At 68.9% G+C, this 26,955-nt stretch carries 24 protein-coding genes; 12 read left to right on the forward strand and 12 right to left on the reverse strand.

What is annotated here, in order from left to right; all coding sequences use genetic code 11:
* Window positions 1–99 precede the first annotated feature (99 nt).
* The 4 genes from N8A90_RS15485 to N8A90_RS15500 all read left to right on the forward strand — a co-directional run bounded on the left by N8A90_RS15485 (window position 100) and on the right by N8A90_RS15500 (window position 4,437).
* On the forward strand, window positions 100–822 hold the full coding sequence (locus N8A90_RS15485) for a response regulator transcription factor (protein WP_262075835.1): 723 nt from the start codon (window positions 100–102) through the stop codon (window positions 820–822).
* Between the two features lie 164 nt (window positions 823–986).
* Window positions 987–2,165 (forward strand): ATP-binding protein, encoded by a 1,179-nt coding sequence (locus N8A90_RS15490; RefSeq protein WP_262075836.1) that lies wholly within the window; start codon window positions 987–989, stop codon window positions 2,163–2,165.
* 128 nt (window positions 2,166–2,293) lie between these two features.
* Complete coding sequence (locus N8A90_RS15495; protein WP_262075837.1) at window positions 2,294–3,568, forward strand: O-antigen ligase family protein; 1,275 nt, start codon at window positions 2,294–2,296, stop codon at window positions 3,566–3,568.
* Complete coding sequence (locus N8A90_RS15500; RefSeq protein ID WP_262075838.1) at window positions 3,565–4,437, forward strand: glycosyltransferase family 2 protein; 873 nt, start codon at window positions 3,565–3,567, stop codon at window positions 4,435–4,437. Before N8A90_RS15495 ends, N8A90_RS15500 begins: the two co-directional genes overlap by 4 nt.
* A gap of 31 nt (window positions 4,438–4,468) precedes the next feature.
* Here N8A90_RS15500 and N8A90_RS15505 read toward each other — a convergent pair whose 3' ends face one another.
* From N8A90_RS15505 to N8A90_RS15515, 3 genes are read right to left on the reverse strand one after another with little or no spacing between them, the layout of a single operon-like run.
* The gene (locus N8A90_RS15505) at window positions 4,469–5,263 is read right to left on the reverse strand and encodes a glycosyltransferase family 2 protein (protein ID WP_262075839.1); all 795 of its coding nucleotides are present in this window, start codon (window positions 5,261–5,263) and stop codon (window positions 4,469–4,471) included.
* A gap of 10 nt (window positions 5,264–5,273) precedes the next feature.
* A complete protein-coding gene (locus tag N8A90_RS15510) occupies window positions 5,274–5,486 on the reverse strand; it encodes a zinc-finger domain-containing protein (RefSeq protein WP_262075840.1) in 213 nt (70 codons plus the stop codon).
* A 2-nt stretch (window positions 5,487–5,488) separates the two neighbouring features.
* A complete protein-coding gene (locus tag N8A90_RS15515) occupies window positions 5,489–6,439 on the reverse strand; it encodes a branched-chain amino acid transaminase (protein WP_262075841.1) in 951 nt (316 codons plus the stop codon).
* Window positions 6,440–6,570: 131 nt separating this feature from the next.
* On the opposite strand from N8A90_RS15515, the gene N8A90_RS15520 reads away from it, so the two are divergent.
* Entirely contained in the window at window positions 6,571–7,557 is a 987-nt protein-coding gene (locus tag N8A90_RS15520) for a recombination-associated protein RdgC (RefSeq protein WP_262075842.1), read from the forward strand.
* Here N8A90_RS15520 and N8A90_RS15525 read toward each other — a convergent pair.
* Both N8A90_RS15525 and radA read right to left on the reverse strand, forming a co-directional pair.
* Window positions 7,554–8,009, reverse strand: coding sequence for a glycerate kinase (locus N8A90_RS15525; protein ID WP_262075843.1), 456 nt, complete (start codon window positions 8,007–8,009; stop codon window positions 7,554–7,556). The genes N8A90_RS15520 and N8A90_RS15525 overlap by 4 nt on opposite strands.
* Window positions 8,010–8,032: 23 nt before the next feature.
* A complete protein-coding gene (gene radA / locus N8A90_RS15530; protein ID WP_262075844.1) occupies window positions 8,033–9,424 on the reverse strand; it encodes a DNA repair protein RadA in 1,392 nt (463 codons plus the stop codon).
* Between the two features lie 82 nt (window positions 9,425–9,506).
* Here radA and hpaI point away from each other — a divergent pair, with 82 nt between their 5' ends.
* The 3 genes from hpaI (at window position 9,507) to N8A90_RS15545 (ending at window position 12,468) form a co-directional block, all read left to right on the forward strand.
* Window positions 9,507–10,322: a 4-hydroxy-2-oxoheptanedioate aldolase gene (gene hpaI, locus N8A90_RS15535; protein WP_262075845.1), complete on the forward strand. Its 816-nt coding sequence runs from the start codon at window positions 9,507–9,509 to the stop codon at window positions 10,320–10,322.
* Between the two features lie 126 nt (window positions 10,323–10,448).
* A complete protein-coding gene (locus tag N8A90_RS15540) occupies window positions 10,449–11,438 on the forward strand; it encodes a Bug family tripartite tricarboxylate transporter substrate binding protein (protein ID WP_262075846.1) in 990 nt (329 codons plus the stop codon).
* 52 nt (window positions 11,439–11,490) lie between these two features.
* Window positions 11,491–12,468 carry a 2-dehydropantoate 2-reductase gene (locus tag N8A90_RS15545; RefSeq protein ID WP_262075847.1) on the forward strand — a complete coding sequence of 326 codons (978 nt, stop codon included), beginning with the start codon at window positions 11,491–11,493 and terminating at the stop codon, window positions 12,466–12,468.
* Between the two features lie 23 nt (window positions 12,469–12,491).
* Here the strand turns inward: N8A90_RS15545 and N8A90_RS15550 are convergent, their stop codons facing one another.
* Entirely contained in the window at window positions 12,492–13,208 is a 717-nt protein-coding gene (locus N8A90_RS15550) for a hypothetical protein (protein ID WP_262075848.1), read from the reverse strand.
* A gap of 13 nt (window positions 13,209–13,221) precedes the next feature.
* The gene (gene alr, locus N8A90_RS15555) at window positions 13,222–14,328 is read right to left on the reverse strand and encodes an alanine racemase (RefSeq protein ID WP_262075850.1); all 1,107 of its coding nucleotides are present in this window, start codon (window positions 14,326–14,328) and stop codon (window positions 13,222–13,224) included.
* A gap of 178 nt (window positions 14,329–14,506) precedes the next feature.
* Here alr and lplT point away from each other — a divergent pair, with 178 nt between their 5' ends.
* Together lplT and N8A90_RS15565 are read left to right on the forward strand one after the other, a co-directional pair.
* Complete coding sequence (gene lplT / locus N8A90_RS15560; protein WP_262075851.1) at window positions 14,507–15,811, forward strand: lysophospholipid transporter LplT; 1,305 nt, start codon at window positions 14,507–14,509, stop codon at window positions 15,809–15,811.
* Window positions 15,812–15,860: 49 nt separating this feature from the next.
* Entirely contained in the window at window positions 15,861–16,346 is a 486-nt protein-coding gene (locus N8A90_RS15565) for a glutathione peroxidase (protein WP_262075852.1), read from the forward strand.
* Window positions 16,347–16,365: 19 nt separating this feature from the next.
* Here the strand turns inward: N8A90_RS15565 and N8A90_RS15570 are convergent, their stop codons facing one another.
* The 4 genes from N8A90_RS15570 to N8A90_RS15585 form a co-directional block, all read right to left on the reverse strand.
* Window positions 16,366–17,205, reverse strand: coding sequence for a DUF1266 domain-containing protein (locus N8A90_RS15570; RefSeq protein ID WP_262075853.1), 840 nt, complete (start codon window positions 17,203–17,205; stop codon window positions 16,366–16,368).
* Window positions 17,206–17,284: 79 nt separating this feature from the next.
* Window positions 17,285–17,767 carry a hypothetical protein gene (locus N8A90_RS15575; RefSeq protein WP_262075854.1) on the reverse strand — a complete coding sequence of 161 codons (483 nt, stop codon included), beginning with the start codon at window positions 17,765–17,767 and terminating at the stop codon, window positions 17,285–17,287.
* A 630-nt stretch (window positions 17,768–18,397) separates the two neighbouring features.
* Complete coding sequence (locus N8A90_RS15580; RefSeq protein ID WP_262075855.1) at window positions 18,398–19,294, reverse strand: OmpA family protein; 897 nt, start codon at window positions 19,292–19,294, stop codon at window positions 18,398–18,400.
* Window positions 19,295–19,316: 22 nt separating this feature from the next.
* On the reverse strand, window positions 19,317–23,048 hold the full coding sequence (locus N8A90_RS15585; protein WP_262075856.1) for a beta strand repeat-containing protein: 3,732 nt from the start codon (window positions 23,046–23,048) through the stop codon (window positions 19,317–19,319).
* 306 nt (window positions 23,049–23,354) lie between these two features.
* On the opposite strand from N8A90_RS15585, the gene N8A90_RS15590 reads away from it, so the two are divergent.
* Both N8A90_RS15590 and N8A90_RS15595 read left to right on the forward strand, forming a co-directional pair.
* Window positions 23,355–24,119 carry a response regulator transcription factor gene (locus N8A90_RS15590; protein WP_262075857.1) on the forward strand — a complete coding sequence of 255 codons (765 nt, stop codon included), beginning with the start codon at window positions 23,355–23,357 and terminating at the stop codon, window positions 24,117–24,119.
* Between the two features lie 31 nt (window positions 24,120–24,150).
* The gene (locus N8A90_RS15595; protein ID WP_262075858.1) at window positions 24,151–26,514 is read left to right on the forward strand and encodes a CHASE2 and HATPase_c domain-containing protein; all 2,364 of its coding nucleotides are present in this window, start codon (window positions 24,151–24,153) and stop codon (window positions 26,512–26,514) included.
* Here N8A90_RS15595 and N8A90_RS15600 read toward each other — a convergent pair.
* Window positions 26,511–26,927: a carboxypeptidase regulatory-like domain-containing protein gene (locus N8A90_RS15600; RefSeq protein WP_262075859.1), complete on the reverse strand. Its 417-nt coding sequence runs from the start codon at window positions 26,925–26,927 to the stop codon at window positions 26,511–26,513. The genes N8A90_RS15595 and N8A90_RS15600 overlap by 4 nt on opposite strands.
* Window positions 26,928–26,955: the final 28 nt, after the last annotated feature.

Genomic DNA, 26,955 nt, shown 5'->3' on the forward strand with positions numbered 1-26,955 from the left:
GCCGCCGGTGCTGCCACCGGCGACGATGGGACGCCCGGACCGACCCATTTACGTTAACTTTACGGAGCATTCAAGCCGCCTTGGCGGCGCCGACCCATCATGGCCGCAATGAGCACTCCCCAGATCCTGATGATCGAAGACGACGCCCGCCTCGCACAGATGGTGAGCGAGTACCTGGCGAAGTCGGGTTTCGGCGTCGCGCACGCGGCCGACGGCCAGGCCGGCCTCGAGCAGGTGCAGCAGCACGCGCCCGACCTGGTCATCCTCGACCTGATGCTGCCGGACATCGACGGCCTGGAGGTCTGCCGGCGCATCCGCGCCCTGCCCGGTGCGCTGGCCAAGGTCTCGGTGCTGATGCTCACGGCCAAGGGCGACCCGATGGACCGCATCATCGGCCTGGAGATCGGCGCCGACGACTACCTGCCCAAGCCCTTCGAGCCGCGCGAACTGCTGGCGCGCATCCGCGCCGTGCTGCGCCGCCGCGGCGACAACACCAGCGAGGCGGCGGCCGCGACCCTGATGCGCTTCGGCACGCTCGAGATCGACCGCAACGCGCGCGCCGTCACCGTCAGCGGCGCGCTGGCCGACCTCACGTCCTACCAGTTCGACCTACTCGTCGCCATGGCCGAGCGTGCCGGCCGCGTGCTCACGCGGGACCAGATCATGGAAGCGGTGCGCGGCCGCGAGCTCGAGGCCTTCGACCGCTCGATCGACGTGCACATGGGCCGCATCCGCGCCGCCATCGAGGCCGACGCCAAGAACCCCAAGCGCATCCTCACCGTGCGCGGCGTGGGCTACGTCTTCGCCAAGCAGCAGGACTGAAATGAAACCACCCCCGATGCGCCTGCGGCGCTTCCCCCTCAAGGGGGCGCACCCAGCGGCCTGGCGGAGCCAGTTCCGCGGGTGCCCTGACTTTGGGCTGCGCCGGTTTTGTCGGTTGCGGGTCACGCGCAGCGTGGTGGGAAACTGAGAGGCGGAGCGAAGCAATGATCCAGCTGTTCACGCGCCATCTCTACGTCCGCATCTGGCTGGCGGTGCTGGCCGGCGTGGCCGTGGTCACCCTGGCGGCCGGCTGGGCGTGGCAGATCGCCGACGAGCAGCGCACGGCGCCGCTGCCGCGCGAGGTGGTGCTGCGCGACACGCAGGACCGCGTGATCGGTACCGGCACATCGCTGCGCACCAGCCGCCCCGGCGAGGGGCTGGAGTTCACCATTTCGCTCAAGGACGGCCAGGTGTTCCAGATGCAGTTCGGCCCGCGCCAGGACCGGCAAGGCGGGCCACCGCCGTGGGTGCGCCCACAGACCGGCTTCTTCTGGCTGCTGGGCCTGGTCGGCCTGGCCACGGCCATCGGCCTGTTCCCGATCGTGCGGCGCCTGACGCAGCGCCTGGAGACGCTGCAGCGCGGCGTGCAGCGATGGGGCGACGGCGACCTGTCGGCGCGCGTGCCCGAGGACGGGCAGGACGAGGTGGCCGACCTGTCGATCCGCTTCAATTCGGCAGCCGCGCGCGTCGAGACGCTGGTGCGCTCGCACAAGTCGCTGCTGGCGAATGCCTCCCACGAACTGCGTTCGCCGCTCACACGCATCCGCATGGGGCTCGAGCTGATGGGCGAGCGCCCGAGCCCGACGGCGCGCGAGGAGATCTCGCGCAACATCGGCGAGCTCGACCAACTGATCGACGAAATCCTGCTGTCGAGCCGGCTCGATGCCAGCGAGGCCGACCTGGGCACGATCGAGACGGTCGACCTGATCGGCCTGGCCGCCGAGGAAAGCGCGCGTGCCGGTGCCGAGCTCGACCTGGCCGAAGGCACCGACAGCACGGCGCTGCAGGTGCAGGGCGTGTCGCGCCTGCTGCGCCGCGCGATCCGCAACCTGCTGGAGAACGCGCGCCGCTACGGGGCCGGCACGATCGAGCTGCGCCTGGAAGCCGACGGGCGCTGGGCGCGCGTGCGCGTCGACGACCGCGGCCCGGGCGTGCCCGTGGCGCTGCGCGAGCGCATCTTCGAGCCCTTCTACCGGCTGCCGGGCGCGAGCGAGCGCGAAGGCGGCGTGGGCCTGGGCCTGGCGCTGGTCAAGTCGATCGCCGAGCGGCATGGTGGCAGCGTGCGCTGCGAGGACCGGCCCGGCGGCGGCGCGAGCTTCGTGATCGAACTGCCGCGGACTTGAATGCCGCGCGCGGCCGGGGCGCCGCAAACGCCGTCCGGGCGCGGGCTAAGATCGAATGCCCCAACGATCTGGCCCGACACGCATCGGGCGCGCCCCGCGGCATGTCCTTGCCCTCGCCACCGCCTCCCATGACCTCCACGCCCACCCGATGGGTGGATGCCGCCCGCGATGCGCTGCTCGTTTCGGGTCGCTGGTTCGCGGTCCTGAGTCTTTTCGCCGTCTCCCTCAACAAGCCGGCGACCAACATCCTCCTGGCCCTGAGCCTGGTCTGCGCGCTGCTCGGCAGCCAGACGCGCGAGCGCTGGATCGCCTCGGCACGGCACCCGGTCGTCATCGGCGCGCTGGCGTGGTGGGGCGTGATGGTGCTCAGCGGCGTGCACGCCTGGGCTGCGGGGCATGCCAGCCTGCTCACCGGTACACCAATCTGGGCACTGTGCTATCCGCTCATTCTCGGCACCCTGCTCACCGACACGGCCTGGCGCCGGCGCGGTCTGGTCGCCTTCGCGGCGGCGGTGGCCTTGGTGCTGCTGATCTCGTGCGGCCAGTTTCTCGGCATCTTCCCGCAGCGCGAGGTGGCCCTGGCGTTGCCTGCCATGCGCAACACCGTCTTCAAGGAATACACGCAGCAGGGCCTGGGCTTCCTCATGCTGGCGTCGATGGCGGTGGCCGTCGCCCTGGTCGCACAGCGGCCGAAGCAAAGGATGCTCGCCTGTGCGTTGGCGCTGCTGACGCTCGTCAACGTGGTGTTCATCCTCAAGAGCCGCACCACCTACATCACGCTGGTGCCGCTGATCGTCTACTGGGCATGGCGCCTGTTCGGACGGCGGGGCGCCGGGTGGCGCGCCGTTGCCGCGACGGGCGCGCTGCTGGTGGCCATCGCCGCGCTCTCGTGGGCGGTGCAGCCGGTGCGCGAACGCTTGCTGCAGTCGGTCACGCAGGAGGTCACGCGCTATGCGGCTCAGCGCGAGCCGACCTCGATGGGCATCCGGCTCGAGCTCTGGCGCCGCACCCTGCCGCTTATCCAGGACGCCCCTGTCTTCGGTCACGGCCTGGGCCAATGGCAGCCGCTCTACCGCAAGGCCATCGAGAACCTGCCGCAGTTCGACGCGTTCCTGATGGGCCACCCGCACCAGGAGATGCTGCTGATCTGGACCGAGCAAGGCACCGTGGGCCTGCTCGTCTACCTGGCGCTGCTGGTGGCGCTGGCGCGCTACATCCGCCGGCTGGACGCGCCCTACCGCGACATCTACGCCGGCATCCTGCTGATCTACGTCACGGCCGGGCTCGCCAACGGGCTCTGGGCCGACTTCACGCACCGGCACGTCTTCATCCTGCTGCTCGCCTGCATTCCACTCGCGCCGACGATGAAGCAGCCTGCCCGCGCCGCCCGCATCGAACCATGAGCATCGACACGGACCTCGTCACCGTCGTCTGCGTGACCTACAAGAGCCACGCCCTCGTCGAGCACCTGGCCTCGGTGCTGGCACCGTTCCAGCAGGTGGTGATCGTCGACAACGCCAGCGGCGACGGCACGGTCGACGCCGTGCGACGACACCTGCCGCACGCCACGCTGGTCGAACGCGCCGAGAACGGCGGCTTCGGCACCGGCAACAACGACGCGATGCGCCATGTGCGCACGCCCTACGCACTGCTGCTCAACCCAGACTGTTCCCTGGACGTGCCCGACCTGCTCACGCTGCTCGCCACGCTGCAGCGCTACACCACGGCCGGTGTGGTGGCGCCGCAGAGCTGGCTGGCCGACGGCAGCGCGCAGATGTGCTTTCGCCAGGCCTTCTACGAGCCCCGGCTGCGCTCGCCCTACCGCGTGCCCGACGGCACCTGTTCCGCCAAGTGGCTGCATGGCTGCTGCCTGCTGGTGCGCACGGAGGCTTACAACGCCATCGGCGGCTTCGACGAACGCTTCTTCCTCTACTACGAAGACGACGACCTGTGCCTGCGGCTTCGCCTGGCGGGCTTCGACTGCCTGTTCGAACCGGCAGCCAATGCGCAGCACATCGGCGGCGCGTCGTCCACGCCCAGCTGGAAGACCAGCTTTCGCAAGCACTACCACTACGCGCGCTCCCGCCACCTGGCCATCCGCAAGTACCTGGGCGCCGGTGCCGCCTGGCGCTATCTGCTCAAGACGATGGTGGGGGGGCCGCCGGCAGCGGTGCTCTACGGCCTGCTGCTGCAGCCCAAGCATGCGTTGAAGTGGGCCGCCTGGAGCTGTTCGGCCTGGGCCTCGGCCTTCGCGCCGTCCGGGCGCAAGTAACCGATAACGCCGTCAACGCCGTCAACGCCGTTCAGCGGCCTTCGGTCTGGGTCAGCTGGTCGCGATCGAAGCGCATCGCGGCATAGCGGAAGAAGCTCTCCAGCGACACGAAGACGCAGTACAGAAAGCCCGCGGCACCGCACAGGAAGCCCAGGTGCAGCACGTAGAGCCGCACGAACATCGACAGCCCCGAGGCCAGCCCGCGCAGCACGCCGCCGCGCTTGCCGCGCTGGGCCCGCTTGGCGGCGCCGAGCATGGTGTACTGCGTGAGCTTCACGAGGCTGCTGCGCACCGTCTCGCGCGAATGGTGCAGCAGCGGGCTCCGGAACACATGACGAGGAAGCCCGGGCTCGCTGAGCTTGGCTTCTTCGTGCACCACGCCTTCGTAGCTCAGCAGCGTGGAGCGCCTGAACAGCCGCTCCGGTTTGGCCTGGGAGCGGAAGTACTTCAGCTCCTGCCCGAAGGCGACCAGCCGCCAGCGCACGCACCACACACCCACCGCCCCCGAGGCGACAACGGCCTGCAATTCGGCTTGCAGCGCGGGTGTGATCGTCTCGTCGGCATCGAGAAAGAAGAGGTAGTCACCCGTCGCGTGCGCAAGCAAGCGCGTGCGTTGCACGCCGAAGCCCTGCCAGTCGGCGTAGGTGACGACCGTGGCGCCGGCCGCCTCGGCGCGGGCCACCGTGTCGTCGGTGCTGCCGCTGTCGACCACCAGCAGCTGATCGGCGAAGGCGGCGCTGCGCAGGCAGGCGTCGATGCGGTGCGCCTCGTTCTTCGCGAGCACGCCGATGGTCAGCGTGGGGCGGGCGCCGGCCGCTTCGGACACGCGGGCCGGCTCAGTGACCGTGGCCGACCGTCTCGCCGGCCTTGAGCCGGTAGACCGTGCCGCAGTACGGGCACTTGGCCTCGCCGCTGCGGGCCACGTCGAGGTAGACCTTCGGGTGGCTGTTCCAGAGCTTCATGTCCGCCTTGGGATTCGGGCAGAACACACCGCCCTGGTGGTTCAGGTCGGCGGCGAGCAATTCGACGGCTGCTTGGGTGGTGGCCATGATCAGACTTTCGTGAGCCAGTGGGCGTACTTGGGGTTCTTGCCGTTCACGATGTCGAAGAACGCGGCCTGGATCTTTTCGGTGACGGGGCCGCGCGAGCCGCCGTCGCCGCGGTTGCCGATCTCGACGCGGTCGAGTTCGCGGATGGGCGTCACTTCGGCGGCGGTGCCGGTGAAGAAGGCTTCGTCGGCGATGTAGACCTCGTCGCGCGTGATGCGCTTCTGCACGAGCTCGAGCCCCAGGTCCTTGCAGATGTGCAGGATGGTGTTGCGGGTGATGCCGTTGAGGGCACCGGCCGACAGGTCGGGCGTGTAGACCACGCCGTCCTTCACCACGAACACGTTCTCGCCGGCGCCTTCGGAGACGAAGCCGCTCGCGTCGAGCAGCAGCGCCTCGTCGTAGCCGTCGTCCAGCGCTTCCATGTTGGCGAGGATCGAGTTGCTGTAGTTGCTGACGGCCTTGGCCTGCGTCATCGTGATGTTGACGTGGTGGCGCGTGTAGCTCGAGGTCTTCACGCGGATGCCGCGCTTCATGCCCTCTTCGCCGAGGTAGGCGCCCCAGGCCCAGGCCGCGACCATGGCGTGGATGCGGTTGCCGCGCGGGTTGACGCCCAGCTTCTCGGAGCCGATCCACACCAGCGGGCGCAGGTAGCAGCTCTCGAGCTGGTTCTCGCGCACCACCTGTTTCTGGGCCTCGTTGAGCTCTTCCCGGGTGAAGGGCAGCGTCATGCGCAGGATCTTGGCGCTGTTGAAGAGGCGGTCGGTGTGCTCCTGCAGGCGAAAGATCGCCGTGCCGTCGACCGTCTTGTACGCGCGCACGCCCTCGAACGCGCCGCAGCCGTAATGCAGGGTGTGGGACAGCACGTGGATCTTGGCATCGCGCCAGTCGACCAGCTGGCCGTCCATCCAGATCTTGCCGTCGCGGTCGTCCAGCGAGGGGGGGAGCACGCTCATGTTGTTTGTCCTTCTGGGGGAAAGGGCACCTCCGGGGGGAGATGTCGCAAAAGCTTTCGATTTTACGGCGGCGGGCGCGGCCGGTCCCGCGACAATGGCCGGCTTTGCCAATCCGTCAGTAAAGGGATTCCGTGTCCGTATTCAAGAACGTCATCGTCTACCGCATCGAAGGCGGCTGGTCGCCATCGCTGACCGAGGCCGAAGCCGCGCTGGACAAGTTCCGTTTCGTGCCCTGCACCCCGTCGCAGGAGAAGTCCACCGGCTGGACCGAGCCGCGCGGCCAGGACCACGGCCCGCTGGTCGAATCCGTCGGCGGCCAGTGGGTGCTCGAATTCATGATCGAGGCCAAGACGCTGCCCGGCTCCGTGGTGCGCCGCAAGGTCGACGAGCGCTGCGCGCAGATCGAGGCGACCACCGGCCGCAAGCCGGGCAAGAAGGAAAAGCGCGACCTGAAGGAAGACATCACGCAGGAGCTGCTGCCGATGGCCTTCACGCGGCATGCGCGCGTGGCCGTGTGGATCGACCCCAAGGAACACCGGCTGGTGATCAATGCCACCAACGCGGCGCGTGCCGACGAGGTGGTGACCAGCCTGGTGAAGTCGTTCGAGGGCTTCGCCGTGACGCAGGTCAACACGCACATCGAACCGGCCACCGCCATGTCGGGCTGGCTGTCGAGCCAGGAGCCACCCGCCGGCTTCACCATCGACCGCGAGTGCGAGCTGAAAGCCACCGACGAATCGAAGTCGGTGGTGCGCTACGCCAAGCACGCGCTCGACATCGAGGAAGTGAAGCAGCACATCGCCGCCGGCAAGCGCCCGACGCGCCTGGCCATGACCTGGGAAGACCGCGTGTCCTTCGAGCTGAGCGAGACGATGCAGCTGCGCAAGATCGTGTTCCTCGAAGGCACGGACGACGCCAAGGACGGCAAGAAGGAAGACAACTTCGATGCCGACGTGGCGATCGCCACCGGTGAACTGGGCGAGCTGGTGCCGGCGCTGCTCGATGCGCTGGGTGGCGAGGCGGCGTTCACGGCGGCGGTTGCCGAGCCGTCCCAGCCTGCTGCAGCCGTTGTATCGACGACGGCCGAAGCCGACGCCGAAGAAGACGCGCCGTTCTAGGCCGAAGGCGGCGCGCCGCCGTCCTGCAATGCGGCAGGCGCGGCGTCGGCCTCCGCCGGCGGCCGCGTCATCGCCCAGCTCTGCAGCTTGCCGTTGAGGAACACCGCCTCGACGTACGACTGGCCGCCATCGGTCCAGCGGTAGGTCTCGGGCTGCTGGTCCTTCGGCGTCTTGAGCTCGCCGAGCGATCGCGTCATGGCCACGACGTGCAGCAGCGTGACGTTCGGCTTGAGCTTGGCGTTGAGCATCACCGCGCTCGCCACGTAGCCGATCGGCCGATCGGCCGCGCGCTTGAGTACCTGCATCGTGCGGGTGAAATGCAGCAGCAGGAACATCACGATGCCGGTGCAAGCCACGGCGACGCCGCTCCAGCCAAAGCTGCGGTACGACAGGCCGAGCAGCAGCAGACCGGCCAGCGGTACGAAGACTTTCTGAAAATTCATGGGCCGCATTGTCGCTGCGCGCGGCAGGACACTCAGTCCAGCCGGCGCACGATGTCCAGCGCCTCTTCCACGCGCTCGACCGCATGGATCGTCAGCCCCTCGATCTCCTTCGCGCCCTTCTTCGGCGCGTTGGCCTTGGGGACGACGGCCACGCTGAAGCCGAGTTTGGCGGCCTCGCGCAGGCGCTCCTGGCCGCGCGGCGCGGGGCGCACCTCGCCGGCCAGGCCGACTTCGCCGAAGGCGATGAAGCCCTTGGGCAGCGGCTTGCCCCGCAGGCTCGAGGTGATCGCGAGCATCACCGCCAAGTCGGCCGCGGGCTCGGTGATGCGCACGCCGCCCACCGCATTGACGAACACGTCCTGGTCCATGCAGGCCACGCCGGCGTGGCGGTGCAGCACCGCCAGCAGCATCGCGAGGCGGTCGCGGTCGAGGCCGACCGACAGGCGCCGCGGGCTCGGCCCGCCGTTGTCGACCAGCGCCTGGATCTCGACCAGCATCGGCCGCGTGCCTTCGAGCGTGACCATGACCACGCTGCCGGGCACCGGCTCGCTGTGCTGGCTCAGGAAGATCGCGCTGGGGTTGCTCACGCCCTTGAGGCCGCGCTCGGTCATGGCGAACACACCGATCTCGTTGACCGCGCCGAAGCGGTTCTTGATGGCCCGCACCAGTCGGAAGCTCGAATGCGTGTCGCCTTCGAAATACAGCACCGTGTCGACCATGTGCTCGAGCACGCGCGGGCCGGCCAGCGCGCCTTCCTTGGTGACGTGGCCGACCAGCACGATCGCCGTGCCGCTCGCCTTGGCGAAGCGCGTGAGGTGCGCCGCGCATTCGCGCACCTGCGCGACCGAGCCGGGCGCGGAGGTGAGCTGGTCCGAATACACCGTCTGGATCGAGTCGATGACCGCGATGGCCGGCCGATGCGCGTCGAGCGTGGCGATGATTTTCTCCAGCTGGATCTCGGGCAGCACCTGCACCTGCGAGCGTTCCAGCCCGAGCCGGCGGGAGCGCAGCGCGACCTGCGCACCGCTCTCCTCGCCCGACACGTACAGCGCGTTCTGCCCCTGGCGCTGCAGCGCATCGACCGCCTGCAACAGCAGCGTCGACTTGCCGATGCCCGGGTCGCCGCCGATGAGCGTGACGCCGCCAGGCACGATGCCGCCGCCGAGCACGCGGTCGAGCTCGTCGATGCCGGTGGGCGTGCGGTCGACGTCGCTCGCCTCGATCTCCGACAGCACCGCCAGTTCGGCCGTGCCGCCGAGCGCGGCGAATTGCGTGCCGAAGCGGTTGTTGGCGGCGCCGCCCGCGGGCTGCGCGACCTGTTCGACGAGCGTGTTCCAGGCGCCGCAGCTGGGGCACTTGCCCAGCCACTTGGCGCTGGTGCCCCCGCAATCGGAGCAGACGTAGTTGGTTTTTTCCTTGGCCATCGCACGAGTGTAGGCAGCGCGCGCCGCCGACCATTCAATAATCCGCGCATTCATCGCAGGTCACCATCGGAGTCCCCACCTCATGCACACCCCCCTCAACACCTTCAAGACCGCCATGCAGAACGGCCCCGCCCAGATCGGCCTGTGGGTCGGCCTGGCCGACGGCTACGCCGCCGAGATCCTGGCCGGCGTTGGCTACGACTGGCTGCTGATCGACGGCGAGCACGCGCCCAACGACGTGCGCTCGGTGCTGGCGCAGCTGCAGGCCATCTCGAGCGCCTGGGCCGCACTGCCGCACCGCACGCAGCCGGTGGTGCGGCTGCCGGTGGGCGAGACGGCGCTGATCAAGCAGTACCTCGACATCGGCGCGCAGACGCTGCTGATCCCGATGGTCGACACCGCCGAACAGGCCGCGCAACTGGCGCAGGCCATGCGCTACCCGCCCGAGGGCATCCGCGGCATGGGCAGCGCGCTGGCGCGGGCCTCGCGCTGGCAGGCCCACCCGAACTACATCCACGAAGCCAACGCGCAAGCCTGCCTGCTGGTACAGGCCGAGACGGTGGAGGCGATGCAGAACCTCGACGCCATCGCCGCCACGCCGGGCGTCGACGGCGTCTTCATCGGCCCGGCCGACCTGTCGGCATCGATGGGGTTTCCGGGCCAGCCGAACCATCCCGACGTGCAGGCCGCCATCGCCGATGGCATCGCGCGCATCCTGAAGGCGGGCAAGGCGCCCGGCATTCTGGCGACGACCGAAGAGCAGGCGCGCAAATGGCTCGCCGCCGGCGCGCTCTTCGTGGCGGTCGGCGTCGACACCGTGGTGCTGACGGCGGCGGCCAAGGCGCTGCTGGCGCGCTACAAGCAAGGCGCGGCCACGCCGACGGTCAACGGCTACTGAAAAAAACGGCCGAACGTGGCGTAAACGCGGGGGTGCCGATACACCCGCTGCTGGAAAAATAAAGGTTCGGCACGCGCCGGGTTTTCCCGTGCGCGTGACCCTTTCCAACCTCCGGAGACAGACACCATGCATTTCACCCGCCGCCACCTGCTGCAGACCACCGGCGCCTCGGCCCTGCTGGCCGGCATCGGCCAGCAGGCCTTCGCCCAGGCCCAGCTCGAGACCACCACCATCGTCACCGGCTTCGCCGCCGGCGGCACCTCCGACACCATCTGCCGCCGCGTGGCGCAGAAACTGAGCCCCGAGTTCGCCAAGGCCGCCGTGGTGGAGAACCGCACCGGCGCGGGCGGGCAGATCGCCATCGGCTACATCAAGGGCCGGCCGGCCGACGGCTCGGCCATCCTGCAGACGCCGACGTCGATGCTCACCATCTACCCGCACATCTACAAGAAGCTGGCGTACGACCCGCAGACCGACCTGACGCCGGTGTCGCTGGGCTGCGCGTTCGACTTCGGCTTCGCGGTCGGGCCGTCGGTGCCCGCCAGCGTGAAGACGGTGCCCGAGTTCCTGGCCTGGGCCAAGGCCAACCCGACCGGCGCGAACTTCGGCTCGCCGGCGGCCGGCTCGACGCCGCACTTCATCGGCGCGCTGCTGGGCAAGAGCGGCGGCGTGGAGCTCAAGCACGCGGCCTACCGCGGAACGCAACCGGCCATGCTCGACCTGCTGGGCGGCAACATCTCGGCCGTGTCGGGCCCGATCGGCGACATCACGCAGCATCTGCCCAGCGGCAAGGTGCGCATCCTGGGCGTGTCGGGTGCCAAGCGCAGCCGCTTCGCGCCCGATGTGCCCACGTTCGGCGAGCAGGGCATCGCCAACATGGCGCACAGCGAGTGGTTCGCCTTCTTCCTGCCGGCCAAGGCCTCGCCCGAGCTGGTGGCGCGCCTGAACGCGGCGATGAAGACCGCGCTCACCTCCAAGGACGTGGTCGACGGCCTGGGCACCTTCGGGCTGGAAGCGATGGCGTCGACACCGACCGAGCTGGCCGACCTCATCAAGAAGGACACGGCGAAGTGGGGCCCGATCGTCAAGCAGGTCGGCTTCACCGCCGAAGGTTGAGGCGTTGAGCGTGCGGCGCGATGGCGCCGCGCCTTCTGGCACCATCGCGGCCATGAACATCTGCATCTACGGCGCCGGCGCGATCGGCGGATGGATCGGCGCTGCCTTCGCGCAGGCCGACCAGCAACTCAACGTGGTGGCGCGCGGCGCCACGCTCGACGCCTTGCGCCGCGACGGGCTGGTGGTGGTGCGCGGCGACCAGCGCACGCAGGTGGCGGTGAATGCGGTCGACGACCCGGCCGCGCTCGGCGTGCAGGACGTGGTCGTCATCGCCGTGAAGGCCCCGTCGCTCGCGGGTGTCGCCGCACGCATCGCGCCGCTGATCGGCCCCGACACCCTCGTGCTCACGGCCATGAACGGCGTGCCGTGGTGGTTTCTCGACGGCGGTTTCGGCGGCGCGCTGGCCGGCACGCGGCTGCAGGCCGTGGACCCCGACGGCGCGATCGCGGCGGCCATCCCGGCGCGCCATGTGGTCGGCGGCGTGGTGCATGCGAGCTGCGCGCTCGATGCGCCCGGCGTGGTGCGCCACCACTTCGGCAACGGGCTGATCGTCGGCACGCCCTCCGGTCAGCCCAGCGAGCGTGTGGAAGCACTGGCCGCGCTGTTGGTACGAGGCGGCATCGAGGCGCGCGTCTCGCCGCAGATCCAGAAGGACGTCTGGTACAAGCTCTGGGGCAACATGACGGTCAACCCCATCAGCGCGCTGACCGGCGCCACCACCGACCTGATCCTGGCCGACGACGAGGTGCGCGGCTTCATCTCGGCGGTGATGCTCGAAGCCAAGGAGATCGGCGCGCGCATCGGCATTCCGATCGCCGAGATGCCCGAGGACCGCCATGCGGTGACCCGCAAGCTCGGCGCCTTCAAGACCTCGATGCTGCAGGACGTGGAAGCCGGCCGGCCGGTCGAACTCGACGCGCTGGTGACCGTGGTGCACGAACTCGGCCAGCGCACCGGCGTGCCGACGCCCTTCACGGCCGCCCTGCTGGGGCTGGCGCGCCTGCGCACGCGGCAGCTCGGGCTGTACTGAACCGAAGCGCCGCTGCTGCGCCGCTAGCGGTGCAGCAGCACGCGCACCGCCTGCGGCAGCGAGTTCACCCGCGGCATGAAGCGGTCGATGACGGCGCCGAGCAGCACGGCGCACAGTAGCGCGCCGAGCAAGGGCTTCCAGGTGAGCTTGACGGCGACCCTGAGCCAGCCTTCGCGCGCCACACGCACGGCGGCGCGCGCCGACACGTAGGAGAACGCGATCTCGACGGCCACTGCGAGCAGCGCGTCCCAGCCGAAGTACAGCAGCGCCAGGGCGCCCGCGCCCGCCACGAGCGCGATGCCGATCAGGAAGATGGCGACCACCGGCACCACGACCACGGCGCCCTCGTCGGCACCGGCTGCCGCTTCGAGCGCGCCACTGGCGATGTCGCCCACCGCATGGCCATCCCCGGCCTCGGCGCAGGTCGATCGGTTGGACGTGAGGTCGAGCACGTCGGGAATGTCGGGGTCGATGTCGGCGCGCCCCTCGACCAGCCGCTGCGCCCACCAGCGCAGCAGGCCCAGGTAGCCGAGGTAACCCACGCCGAGCGTGACGGCGTAGCGCAACGCCAGCGAGTCGTTGCCGGCCAGCATCTGCAGCGCCGACACGGCCCACATCAGCAGCAGCGTGCAGATGCCCAGCAGCAGCCCGTGCATGCGCAGGCTGTGGCGCCGGTGCAGGTCGCGCTCGAAGCCGCTTTCCCAGAGACGCACCGAGCGCCAGTTGGAAAGAACCTTCATGGGTGCGGTGCGCTCAGTCGCCCAGCACCACCGGCACGCGCGGCGCGACCGCGCACATCAACTCGTAGCCGACGGTGCCCGCGGCGCGCGCGACCTCGTCGATCGGCAGCAGCGCGTCGCCGTTCGACGCGCGGCCCCACAGCGTGACCTCGCTGCCGAAGCCGACCGGGCGCCCGGCCGCCTGCAGCGGCGTGAGGTCGACCGTGACCATGTCCATGCTGACGCGGCCCACCAGCCGTGTGCGCACACCGTCGACCAGCACCGGCGTGCCGGTGGGCGCGTGACGCGGGTAGCCGTCGGCATAGCCCACCGCGGCGACACCGATCGTCATGGGTGCCTCGGCCACGAAGTGCGAGCCGTAGCCGACGGTCGCACCGGGCTGCAGGTCCTGCGTGCCGATGAGCCGCGTCGACAGCGTCATGCCCGGCTGCAGCTGCCAGTGCGCGCTGTCGTGCTCGGGAAAGTCGGGCACGCCGCCGTAGAGCACGATGCCGGGGCGCACCCAGTCGATGCGCGTCTCGGGCGCATGGCGCAGCACGGCAGCGCTGTTGGCGATGGAGCGCTCGCCGGGCAGGTCCTGCGTGGCGCGCTCGAAGGCGGCCAGCGCCTCGGCGATCCCGCGCGGGCCGTCGGCGTCGCTGAAGTGCGTCATCAGCGAGATCTCGTCGACCTGCGGCAGCGCGTTGAGCCGGGTCCACGCGGCACGGAAGCGCTCGGGCGGGAAGCCCAGGCGGTTCATGCCGGAATTCATCTTGAGGAAGACACGGTGCGGCACCTGCGTCTTGTGGGCCGCCAGCATGTCGATCTGGGCGTCGCAATGCACGGCATGCCACAGGCCCAGGCGCGAGCAGAGTTCCAGGTCGCGGGCCTCGAAGACGCCTTCGAGCAGCAGGACAGGGCCGCGCCAGCCGAGTGCGCGCACGCGCTCGGCTTCAGCCAGGTCGAGCAGCGCGAAGCCATCGGCCCCGCGGAACGCATCGAAGACGCGCTCGATGCCATGGCCATAGGCGTTCGCCTTGACGACGGCCCAGACGCGCGACTCGAGTGCAGAGCGCCGCACGCGCTCCAGGTTGTGGCGCAAGGCGCCGGCATGGATGGTGGCGAGGATGGGACGGGGCACGAAACAGGACCTCTCAGGCAGAAGAAAACGCCCTGCCACGATGGGGGTTGCCGCTGCAGGGAACGCCATTTTGGCATCGCACCCCCATGCTATAACCGCGCATTCGCCGTCTCGGCGAAGTCTTTTTTTCTACCGCACCACCACAGCGCCAGCCCCACCCTGGCCAGCCAGCCCATCGATGAAGCGCGGTTTCTACACCATCATGTCGGCCCAGTTCTTTTCGTCACTGGCCGACAACGCGCTCTTCGTCGCGGCCGTCGAACTGATGCGGTCGTCCGGTGCCCCCGAATGGCAGCGGGCAGCGCTGGTGCCGATCTTCACGCTCTTCTACGTGGCGCTCGCCCCGCTGGTGGGCGCCTTCGCCGATGCCTACCCCAAGGGGCGCGTCATGTTCATCAGCAACGCGATCAAGGTGGTGGGCTGCATGATGATGCTGTTCGGCTCGCACCCGCTGCTGGCCTACGCCGTTGTCGGCCTGGGCGCCGCCGCCTACTCGCCGGCCAAGTACGGCATCCTCACCGAGCTGTTGCCGGCGTCGCAGCTGGTCAAGGCCAACGGCTGGATCGAAGGGCTGACCATCGCCTCGATCATCCTGGGCATCGTGCTGGGCGGACAGCTGGTGGGCCACGCGGTGTCGAGCCAGCTGCTGGCCTGGGACATTCCCGGCATCGACACCGGCATCAGCACGCCGCCGGAAGCGGCCATCGCCGCACTGATCTTCGTCTACATGCTGGCCGCGTGGTTCAACACGCGCATCCCGCACACCGGCGTCGAGATGCGGCCGCTGCGCATCAACCCGCAACACAGCTTCGCGCGCAACATGGCCGCGCTGCTGCCGGACTTCTGGCACTGCAACGCCCGCCTGTGGCGCGACAAGCTCGGCCAGATCTCGCTGGCCACCACCACGCTGTTCTGGGGCGCCGGCGGGAACCTCAAGTACATCGTGCTGTCGTGGGCCTCGCTGGCGCTGGGCTACAACACCGCGCAGGCGTCCTCGCTGACCGGCGTGGTCGCCATCGGCACCGCCATCGGCGCGGTGGTCGCCTCGATGAAGATGCGGCTGGACATGGCCACGCGCGTGATTCCGCTGGGCATCGGCATGGGCCTGCTCGTCATCGGCATGAACTTCATCGGCAACATCTGGGTGGCGGTGCCCTTCCTCATCCTGCTCGGCGGGCTGGGCGGCTTCCTGGTGGTGCCCATGAACGCACTGCTGCAGCATCGCGGCCACAACCTGATGGGCGCCGGCCGTTCGATCGCGGTGCAGAACTTCAACGAGCAGGCCTGCATCCTGATCCTCGGCGCGTTCTACAGCGCCTGTACCGGCCTCGGCCTGTCGGCGTACTCGGCCATCACCGCCTTCGGCGTCGTGGTCGCGGGCTTCATGTGGATCATCAAGCGCTGGCACGAGAACAACCTGCGCCGGTACCCCGAAGAAGTCGAGCACCTGCTGTCGATCGCACGCAGCGACAAGCACCACTGAGCGCCGTGCCGCCGAAGGCGCGGTCTTCTTCCACCCCCGAGGAGCACCGATGGCATCGATCTACGACTTCACCGCGCAGGCCATCGACGGCCACGCCATTTCGCTGGCGGACTACCGTGGCCGCGTGCTGCTGATCGTGAACACGGCCAGCCAGTGCGGGTTCACGCCGCAGTTCGCCGGGCTCGAAGCACTGCACCAGCGCTATGCGTCCGAGGGGTTGAGCATTCTCGGCTTTCCGTCGAACCAGTTCGGCGGACAGGACCCGGGCAGCAATGACGAGATCGGCGCCTTCTGCACCAAGAACTACGGCGTCAGCTTCCAGATGATGCAGAAGGTCGACGTCAAGGGCAGCGACGCGCTGCCGCTGTACCAGTGGCTCGTGCAGGAGAAGCCGGGCCTGCTCGGCAGCACCGTCATCAAGTGGAACTTCACCAAGTTCCTCATCGGCCGCGACGGACGGGTGATCGGGCGCTACGCCCCGCTGGACACGCCGGCGTCGCTCGCGAAGGACATCGAAGCGGCGCTGCGGGGCTGAACGTCGAGGCCGAGCTCGGCTACCGGATCGAATCGAAGGCCGTGGTCGGCCACCCGACGGCGAAGGAACGGGCCAGCGGTTCGTCCTGCGAGGCGCGGCCGGGCGCGGCCCAGTCCGAGGCGCACGCCAGGAGCGGGCGCCGGGCGGCGAGGAAGGCCGTGTGGCTGCGCGCGATGTGGTACCAGTCGCCGATGTCCTCGAGGTCGACCACGCCACGCACCCCCATCCCGACGAGGGCCGACAGCGAATAGTCCTTCCAGGACGCGCAGCTCGCGCGCGCCGTCTGCCGAAGGCGCTCGAGGGCGGTCCACACGGCCTCGCGGGACGCATAGCCCATCGTGAAGCCGAGCCGCAGCAGGTAGGCCGCCTGCTGCACATCCCACGCCACCATGTGGCAATGCGCGTCGCGCAGTTCGCCGGGCTTCACGACACGGGCGTGCATCGACAGAAAGGCCAGCACATCGCGCAGCGACCGGTAGGCCAGGCTGTCGACGGGCGCGCCGCTGCACCAGGCATCGAAGGCTTCGGCCTCTTCGGCGGACAGCGCCCCCAATCCACGGAGCCGTTCGGCCACCACCTTCTGGAAATCGCGCGCGGAATGAATGTTCCAGTACCGCGCGAGCAGTCGGCGGACACGCCGAGGCGACAGCCTGCTCGCGAGCTGGTTGAAGTCGTCGCGTTCGAGCAGCGCCAGGTTGGCGCCGAGCAGGAGCCCGAAGAGCTGATGCGGCGAGATCGCTTCGGTGGGCTCGAACGCGATGTCTCGAACCCACGTCGCATCGTTGCGGTCCATCCGGACGCCGACGATGATGCAAAGAAGCGCCAGCCAGATGACCAAGGCCACGATCCAGAAATCCATGGTCAGCTCACCGTGTCTGCAGGAGGTGCGCACCGGCCCCGCGGCAGCGCAGCTGCGTTGCGCAAGCCGTGCGGCATCGTCACGGGTACAGCACTTCCTTCGTCACGCTGACGCAACCGCCGGCAATCCGAATCAGGTAGATGTGATGGGTGGGGCTGAGGGCAATGACGGCGATCTGTTCGCCCAGACGCTCCAGTGCCTGGGTATGGCGAAGCTCCTCGAGCGCGACGTCCTGGCACGACTTGCGCCACACGTCGACCTTGTCGTAGCTCAGGTCGCAGCCGCCCCGTGCGGTCGGCGCAAAGGCCGCACTCACCAGGCTCGTCGTTGCCGCATCGTTGCGTTCGATCACCACGCCCAGCGTCGCGGCGTCCGGCGCCGCAGGATGGCTCATGGCGACCGCGGCATGGCTGCCGGCGGTGCCCGTCAACGCCGGTCCGAAGCGACGGGCCGCGTCGAGGCAAGTCTGCACGCCCGCGCGTCCGGCCAGGCGCGCCACCGTGCCGACCGACGGCGCCGCGGTGTCCTGCTGCTGACCGAAGGCGAGAGGCGTGGCGGCCATGACCATCGCGGCCAGGACGGCGACGACCACCCTGAACCCAGGGCGTCCGGATGGGGAGACAGGCATCGTTGAGACAAACATGAGAGAGGTCCGTCCCCTGACGGGTCAGGACACGCGCTGTGCGACCGCCATGGCGGCCGGCGAAGGAATGGCGACGGATTCCACGCCAACAGCCAGCGAATCAGCACCGCTGGAGTTGGCGTGGAAGTACAGCGTCGGCGTGACAGCAAAGGATGGCGGTACGCCCCAGCGTGGGTGTACCGTGGCGGCGACAGGGTGGACGGCGGCGCGGGGCACGGCAGACCACGACCGGGGATTCCCGATGTGCCCTCTCGATCCGTGCTGCGTCCCGTCCATGGCATGTACCGTTTGTGTTCTGAATAAATCCGCGCGACGTCTGCGCGTCTTGTGGCGCGGCTGACTTCCCTGATGGGGCCGGATGGTGTCGGGAAGAAAGGCGTCGCGGCAGCAATGGCGAGGTTTTGCGAGATTTCGGGCGCATTTCGCCCCGAAAATGCAAACTATTCGGCAACAAATGTTCAAGAATGCGTCCGGCGCATGTTCTCGGCGCCGGACACGGGGCATCGCGCGGATCGCGAGCGCACCGTGTCCGTACCCGTGCCGCGCGCCCTACCGGAGCCCCAGGACTTCGATCTCGACGCGGCGATCCGGCTGCAGGCAGGCGATCAGCGCGGGCGTCCGGGCGGTGCCGGTGCAGTGGGCCACCGGCTGCCGCTCGCCCTTGCCTTCGGCACGCACGCGCGCGGCATCGACGCCGTTCTGCACCAGCAACTGCCGCACGGTCTGCGCGCGAGCCAGTGACAGGGCGTCGTTGTAGGCCGCGGCGCCGAGCCGGTCGGTGTGGCCTGTGACGACGACCCGATCGAAGGTCTGCCCGCGCAGGTCGGCCGCGAGTTTCTCGACGCGCTGCCGGCCGCCCGGCAGCAGGTCGCCCTCCGCGCTGCGGTCGAAGCGGAACAGGCCGTCGGCCCCCAGCGTGGTCTTTGCGGGCACCACCGGCAGGGGCTGCACCACCGGCGCCGCCGGCTTGGCCGCGACCACCGCAGGCGCCAGCAGGTCCGCGCAGCCCGGCCCCTTCCAGTACATGCCGTTCGTCAGCACGTCGGCATTGAAGCGCGCCATGTACTGGCAGGTGATGTACGCCGGCCCCGGGCCGGTGCGGAAATGGAAGATGTAGTTCCACTCGCGCACACCGCCCAGGCCTTCGCTGAAATGCGGAAAGCTCAGCAGTTCGCGCACCTGGTCCTTGCCCATGCCGGTGCGCATGGCGCGCAGTGCCTCGAGGCTCGGGAAACTCCCTTGCTGCCACTTGGCCGAGGTCAGCGCCGGGAAGTCGGCCTCCTTCGGCGGTGCCGGGTTGTCCGCGGCCGCGCCTGCCTGCATCTCGGGCGTGATGGTGTGGCTCGGCGCGGCGCAACCGATGGTCACGACCGCCGCCACGCAGGCGGCGATGAGCGGGAGCGCGTAGCCGGCGACGGGTGCCTTGGCTTGAAGAAGCGTTTTCATGATGAATGCAGTCCCTTCGTGATCAGTTGAAAACCCATTCGGCGCCGACGGTGGCGCCCACCCCGGCGCGGCTGGTGGCGAGGCCGCCCGTCAGGCTCCAGGCGTTGTTGTCGGCCGTCCGGCGGAAGCTGATGCCCACCGCGCCTTCGCCCTTGAAGCTGCCGACGCCCAGGCGCATGACCGTCTTGCCCGGGACATAGCTCGCCGGCATCTGCAGCGCCATCGCCGAGGCGACGCCGGCGTAGGCGTTCCTGGCGACGCCGTCGATGCGGTTGTTGACCGAATCGATGCGGCTGTTCAGGTTGTTATTGACCGTGGTCAGCTGGTTCACGTTGACCGCGTCGGTGCCGGCCACGCCCGGTGCCACGTTGTGGATGCTGACGGGGCCGGTCGTGTTGTTGCCGCCCATGGTCACGCTGTTGTAGTTGACCGAGCCATCGACGTTGGTGACCGCGTCGTTGGCCTGTGTGCCGTCGGCCACGTTGATGATCTGGCGATAGCTGGTGGCGTTGCCGACGGACACGGCGCCGAGCAGCGTCTTGTCGGTGGTGTTGTAGGGCACGCTGATGCTGCCGCCTTCGGGCGTCAGGACAACCGGAATCTGGCCCTGCGTCGGCACGACCGCACGGTCGGACACCGAGCCGCTGCCCAGCGCCACGCCGTTGGCCACAGTCGCCATCGCCGTCGCACCCAGCGCGACGCTCGATGCGGCCAGGGCCTGGGCTTCGTCGCCGAAGGCCGCCGAGCTCAGGCCGGCAGCGTAGGCATTGGCGCCATAGGCCGCCGCATTGCCGCCGATCGCCCCGGCATTGAAGCCGGTCGCCGTGCCGCCGATGGCGCTGACGAAGCTGCCATTGCCGATCGCCGTCCCTTGGCCTGCAGTGCTCTGGGAGCCTGAGCCCATCGAAATCGCATTCTCGGCGCTCGCGGCCGAACCCGCGCCCAAGGCGAGTGCATTCTGCGCAGAGGCCACAGCCCCACTGCCGACGGCGACCGCATTGCCAGCCCCGCTGGCAGTTGCGCCGAGCCCCATGGCGACACCCGCATCGGCACTGGTCGATGCGTTCTTGCCTGCTGCGATCCCGTCAACGCCGGTGGCGCCGTCGTTGGCCTCGTTGCCGCCACCGACCGAATTGACGTGGTAGTACTTGGTCTTGTTCGCCGTGATGGTCGTGTTCAATTGATCGGCCACGCTGTACAGCTGGCTGCCGTTGACCGCGTCGAGACTGGTCGCCGTCACTTGGCCGTTGGCCACGTTCTGGATCTGGCGGGGTGCCGTGGCCGAGCCGACCGAAACGACATCGCCGGCCGCAGGGGCTGCACCGGCCGCCGCGTACGTGAAGGTCCGGCCGTTGATGACGTTGCTTGCCGTCGGCGTGGCAGCCGTCACCGTAGAAGCGTTGCCCAGCACCACGGCGCCATCGAGGCCCGCAGCAGCCGTCACGTTGTTGCCCATGACGAAAGCATTGTTCGCATTGACCGTGTTGTTGTTGCCGAAGGCATACGAGCCGTTGCCGTTCACCGTGTTCGGATCGCCGAAGGCACCGGCGTTGTTGCCATTGACGATGTTGCCGGTGCCCACGCTGATGGCTTGCTGACCGTTGGCCTGAGCGCCCTGACCGATGGCCACGGCGCTTGCGCTGCTGGCTACAGCGTTGGTGCCGATCGCAATGGCGTTCGTCGCCTTGGCGATGGCGGCGGTGCCTATGGCGACCGTGTTGTCGACGGCCAGCGTTCCGACAGTGGTGCCTGCCTGGTTGCAACCGTCCTTCACGCCAGGCTGCATGCAATTGACCGTTCCGCCCGGGGTGATGGCTCCGCTGCCTGCGCCCTTGCCGACCGCGACGTTGCCGCTGCCGGTGACGCCGACACCGGCGTTGGTGCCCAGCGCCGCGTTGTCGGCACCGCTGACAAGCTGGCCGGCACCCGCGCCCACGGCGCTGTTGAAGACGCCGTTCATGGTCCAGCCTTCACCCGTGGTGAGTTGGTAGGTCTTGCCGCCATCGGTCACACCATTGCCTGCGACATTGCCGAGCGCAGTGTTGCCGCTGCTCGCTGCGTTCTGACCGGCGCGGTAGCCCACGGCGGTGTTGTCGTTGCCGCCCGCTGCGCCGTTGTAGTTTTGGCCGGCACGTGTGCCGATACTGGTGTTGCGATCACCCGTGATGCTCTGACCGCTGAAGCTCCCCACGCTGGTGTTCAAGTCGCCCGTGGTGCCCGTGCCCGCCCCATAGCCGCCGAGCAGCGTGTTGGAGTTGCCCGTGACGCCCTCGCCCGACTTGTAGCCAACCACCGCGTTGTACTGACCCGTCAGATTCGTGCCCGCGCCGTTGCCGATCACCGTGATGTAGGCGCCGTTCATGTTCTGACCGGCGTTGTTGCCGATGACGATGATGTCGGAGCCCGTCGTCCCGGCGCCTGCCGACCCGCCGATGGCCGTCATGCTGGTGCCGCTGGCTTCGGCGTTGTTGCCCAACGCAATGGCAGATGCACCGGTTGCTGTCGCACCCAGCGTGCCGCCTGTCGTCTGCACGACATCACCTGCCATCGCAGCCGTGCTGCCCAGCGCCAGCACCGTGGTCACGTTCGTGATCTGGCGGTAGCTCGTGGCGTTGCCCACCGACACGGCACCCAGCAGCGTCCTGTCGGTCGTGTTGTAGGTGATGAGCGAACTGCCGGCGGGGATGGTGCCCTGGCTGCCGGCAATGGCGCGGTCGGAGACCGCGCTCGAACCCAGCGCGACACCACCTTCAACCGAGGAGTTGGCTTCGAAACCTTGTGCCACGCTGTAGAGTGCACTGGCAACAGCCCCGCTACCGACGGCCACGGAGCTTTCACCCGACGCCGTCGACTGCCGGCCCAAGGCCGTGGCACGGTAGGCTGATGCCACCGAATTGACACCGAGCGCAGTCGCGCTGGTTTCCGACGCGGTGGCGTTGTAGCCCAGCGCAGTGGCATAGGCAGTACCGGTTGCCTTGGAGATCATGCCGAGGGCCACGTTGTACGCGCCGGTCGACGAAGAGGCGTCACCGATCGTGATGGCGCCATTGCCCGCTGAATTCGAGGCAAAGCCGATGGCGATGCCGAGCCGGACCGAGGCCGTCCCGCCGATCGCGATGGTGTTCTGTGCCAGCGATTGCGCGTTGTGGCCGATGGCCACCAAGCCACCGTTGCTGGCAACGGCATTGGCGCCGATGGCAACACTGTTGCCCGTAGAAGCCGTGGCGCCCAGACCGGCGGCGTAACTGGCATCGCCCGAGGCCGTGGCATTCGGCCCCACCGCAATGGAATTCGCACCCGTGGCACCGGAGTTCGCCAACGTCGAGTTGCCCACCGCCGTCGAGTTGACGTGGAAGTACGGCGTCTCGTCCACGCTGATCCACTGCCCGCCCTTCCAGACCGCCATGCCGGCCTGCAGGCCATTCACGCCGGTGGTGGCGTTCGTGTTGTAGACCATCATCCCCTCCACCGGCTGGTTGCCGTTGAGGGTCCAGGTCGCCCGGTCCGTCAGTGCCACGCGCGGCATGGACACGCCGCGGTTGGTGCTCTCGAGCTCGAGCAAGGAGCCCGGATTGATGGTGGTCGGGTTGTCGCCGATCTTCACCTGAGCCTGCGCCACGCCGCCGACCAGCAGCAGGACGGCCGCGCCGACGGCAGCCCTCGATGCGCCCTTGCGGCGACCGCCGCCGATTTCCGGTACTGCCACCCAGGCGCCCAGCACCTCGTTCCAAATCGACCGATAAGTTTTATTCACGATCTCGCCCCTTTGTTTCCATTCCGATTGAAGGCCTTGGCGCAACGTCGTTCGGTTGCTTTGGGCCCGACTCCCTGATCGAGGGCGGATGGTGTCGAGGCAGATACGAGAGCGGCAGAAAGCGCGAGTTTTTGCGAGATTTGCTGTCAATTCCGGTCAGAAACTGTTATCTAATTGGCTAAACAGCGACCAGAAGTTACAATTTGGGAGCCGTCCGTTCGTCGAAGATGCTGCAAAAAATTCGCGATAAGCCTCAGATTCGGCGACATTTACCGCAGAACTCTTGGCATGTAGGACATTCGGAAGATGCGTATCGCCGTACTCGAAGACGACACCCACCAGCGGGTGCATGTGATCAGGGCTCTCAACCAGCAGATGGCATTGCCGGAGGAGCACATCACGATCGTCCCCTTCGACAAGGGCGAAGCGCTGCGACGGGCGCTGCGGCTCGACACCTTCGACCTGCTGATCCTCGACTGGACGGTGCCCGACCTCGATGGCATCGACCTGCTCCGCTGGCTGCGCGATTACCAGAAGGACGAGACCCCGGTGCTGATGCTCAGCGTGCACGGCTCCGAGCGGCAGATCGCCGAAGCGCTCGACGAGGGGGCGAACGACTACGTGGTCAAGCCCTTTCGCACGCTCGAGCTGTGCGCCCGTGTGCGAAGACTGCTCAAGCAGCACCATGACACGGCGCAGGCGAATGCGGCCACACAGACGCCCTTGCAGGAACGCTATGGCGCATGGCTGTTCGACCGCGGCCTGCTGGTGGTGGAGATTGCTTCGCCCTCGGGCGGGATGGCGCAGCGCTGCGAGGTCACCGACCGCGAATTCCGCATGGCACTGGCCTTGTTCCGGCACATCGGCCAGCCGGTGTCGCGCTCCTACCTGCTCGAGCAGGGCAGCCAGCGCAGCGACGCCTTGTCTTCACGCGCCCTCGACAGTCACATCTACCGATTGCGCAACAAGCTCGGTCTTCATCCGGTGAACGGCATCCAACTGCAGACGGTGTACGGCCAGGGCTATCGGCTCGAGTGGGTCCGCCCGGATGTGGCGCCGGCCGAATCCTGAGACGACGCGCCGTCCCCGAAGCCGCCGACCGATGCGCCGCCGTTTCCTGATCGAGTGGCTGCTCATCGCCGCGCTGTTGCCCCTGGTCCTGCTGTGGGTCAACGATCGCCCCGGCCTGGACGACATCAACCGCCTGCTCTACGACCGGGTTCTGCGGACGGACGAGCGCGCAGCGCCCTCGCCCGAGATCGTGATCATCGGCATCGACGAGCGCAGCATCGAGGCGCTCGGCCCCTGGCCCTGGTCCCGCACGATGCATGCGCGGCTGCTGGAACAGCTGGCGCCGCATGCGCCGCGCAGCGTGCTGTTCAACGTGTTCTTCGACACACCCGGCCCCCCGGAGGACGATGCCGCGCTCGCCGCCGCGATGACCAAGCTGCCGGTCTACCTGCCGCTGAACTTCGGTGCGATGCCGGCCGGCGCGCCCTCGCCGGTCGGCTACGGCGCGCCCGTTCCGGTCCTGGCGGCGGCAGCGCACGGGATCGGCCATGTCAACGCAAACGCCGACCGCGACGACCGGGTGCGCACGCTGTTTCGCTACGAAGGTACGCCGGCACGATTGGCGCCGTATGTCGGGGTGCTGATCGCATCCGGCGCGGCGGATGCGGCGCCGGCACGGCCGAGCTTCGAACCCAACGGCCAGTGGACACGACTGTCGCGCTTCGGGTTCCGGCTGGCCGGGCCGGCGGGCAGCTACCGCACGGTGTCCTATGTGGACGTGCTCCTGGGCACGGTGCCGCCGGAGACCTTTCGCGGGAAGAACGTGCTGGTGGGCGCGGTGGAGGATTCGCGGCTCGGCGATCAGCTGGCGGTGACGGGCATGGGGGTGCGGGGCACCGCCCTGCCTGGGGTGGAGGTGCACGCCAACGCGCTCGACGTGCTGATGCAGGGCCGCACCATCGAATTCCCGGACACGCTCACGGTGTGGCTCTGGATCGCGCTGCCGCTGTGGACGGCGCTGACCTTCTTTCTCGTGTTCGCGCGGTATGCGGCGGTCGGTGCGCTGTTGCTCGGCGCGGTGACGGCCGGCCTGGGCATCGTCGCCCTGCACGAGGCCCGCACGGCGCTGCCCATCGCCACGCCGCTCGCCGGCATCGCGTCCGCCTATGTGATGTGGAGCTGGCGGCGCCTGGCGGCGCTGATGCAGTTCTTCCGCCAGCGCGTCGACGCCCTGAACGCCGTGCCCGCCGGTGCGTTCGAGCCGGCGCCGGCGGCCCGGCCGGTGGCCATGGATTCGGTCGAGCAGCGCACCCATTCGCTCGATCGCGCCATCGATCGTCTGGTGATGCTGCAGTCGACGCTCAGCGACAGCCTGGCGCTGATGCCGGTCGCGGTGCTGATCTGCCGGGGCGATGGCCTGATCGGCCAGGCCAACGCCGCCGCCTGTGCACTGCTGACGCCCACCACCTGGGGGCGGGTGCGGCCCGAAGGCCAGGGCGATACGCTGGCCGGACGCCAGCTCTTCAGTCTGCTGGCGCCCCTGCAACGGCTCGAAATCGTCGACGGCCCGCCCGACGCCACGTCGGCGCTGCCTTCGCTGTGGCGCGAGGCCGCGACCGGCGAATACATGACGGGGACCGGCTCGGTGTTCCGCGCCCAGGCGGTGTGCATCGGCAAGGGCGAAGCGGGCCCGGCGTCGGAACGCTGGATCGTGGTGCTGCGCGACCTCACCCGCGAGCGCCAGGCCGAGCGCGAACGCGCCGCGCTATTCTCGTTCTTCTCGCACGACCTGCGCGCGCCGCAGGTGTCGATCCTGAGCCTGCTCGAGCTGCATGCCGCGGGCGATTCGGCGCTGGCCGCCCGGGACCTGAACGCCGCCGTGGCGCGCGAAGCCCAGCGCACCCTCACGATGGCGGACAGCTTCATGACGATGCTCGAGGCCGAGTCGACCGACTACCGCATCGTCGCCGTGTCCGTCGCGAGCGTGACCATGGACGCCCTCGACGCCGTGTGGGCCTACGCCCAGAAGGGCGGAGTCACGATCGTGGAGCGGCTGCACGATGACGACGCCTTCGTGCTGGCCGATGGCGCCCTGCTGATGCGCGCCATCCGCAACCTGCTCGACAACGCAATCCGCCACAGCGCGCCCGGCAGCCGGATCCACGTCTGCGTGGCCACCCATCCGTCGGCGGACGCGCAGTCTTCCGAGGTGCTGCTATCGATCCGCGACGAGGGGGCCGGCATGGACAGCGACCGCCTGTCCCGCGTGCGCGAAGCAGGGGTCCGGCGCACCGGCACCGGCCAGGCGCACGGCTGGGGCCTGGGGCTCGCGGTGGTCAACACCGTGGTGGCGCGCCACGGCGGCTGGATCGACGTGACCAGCAGCCCCGGCGCGGGCACGCAGTTCACGATCGGGCTGCCGCAGTGCGCGCCCGAGACGGCGACGCCGGGCTAGAAGCGGAAGTCGAGCGTCTTGGGCGCGCCGCCCACGGTCACCGTCTGGCGCTTGCGCACGCCTTCGCTGGCCGCTTCCACCGTGTAGTTGCCCGCGGGCAGATTCAGCAGACACACGGGCCCGCCCGCGCGCAAGCTGACCGGTGGCCCCGCCGCGCCGGTCAGCGTCACCGCCACGTCCGCCAGGTAGGCACCGTCGGCGCGCGCAAACAGCAGCGAGAGCGGATGCGACTTCATCGCCGCGCGCATGGCGGTGGACTCGTCCACGCCGATCCCGCCGCAGGCATAGCGGACCGGACCTTCGCTGCGCATTTCGGGCACGGCGCCTTGCGCCTGCACCAGCGTGAGCGCGCTCGCCCCGACACAGGCCAGCGCGACACATGATTGAACGACCAGCAAACGGCGGGGTGACATGTGCGGAACTCCTCGGATTTGGACAGGC

Origin of the sequence: Variovorax sp. N23 (assembly GCF_025486315.1) — a bacterium.
Lineage (GTDB): Bacteria > Pseudomonadota > Gammaproteobacteria > Burkholderiales > Burkholderiaceae_C > Variovorax.